1 protein-coding gene is annotated in these 470 nt (G+C 57.7%); it reads left to right on the top strand.

The window, feature by feature from the left end:
• Window positions 1-470 (top strand): transposase family protein (locus AB2L51_RS15080; protein WP_475557851.1); only part of this gene is annotated, 470 nt, incomplete at both ends.

Here is a 470-nt window from a genome sequence, read left to right on the forward strand (position 1 = left end):
CCGGCGTTAGCCTCGATGATGATTGAGCGGAGTATTGAGGCCGGTGTGCCCTTCCGCTGGGTTGCAGCAGACAGCGTGTATGGCGTCGGCGATGTGGAACGCACGCTTCGCCGGGCAGGAATTGGATATGTCCTTGGGGTCAGAGGCAATCACTGGTTCGGGTCGTGGGCGACAGGCCCGCTGATTGCAGGAGAAGCCAAAGATATTGCTGCAAATCTTCCAGAGCAGGCCTGGTGCCGTCTGTCAGCGGGAAGCGGCACAAAGGGTAAGCGGTTATACGACTGGGCGTATCTTCCGCTTGCCGATCTGGATGCTGAAGAATTTGACTGCCCTATAGCCGGCCCATGGACACGTGGCCTGTTGATCCGCCGGAACATCGCCGATGGAGACCTTGCCTGTTTTACGACATGGTGTCCAAAAGGAACAACCCTGCAGGAACTCGTGAACGTTGAAGGCACGCGCTGGAGAAT

The organism is Acetobacter fabarum, assembly GCF_040702925.2.
In the GTDB taxonomy this organism is placed as follows: Bacteria; Pseudomonadota; Alphaproteobacteria; order Acetobacterales; family Acetobacteraceae; genus Acetobacter; species Acetobacter fabarum_B.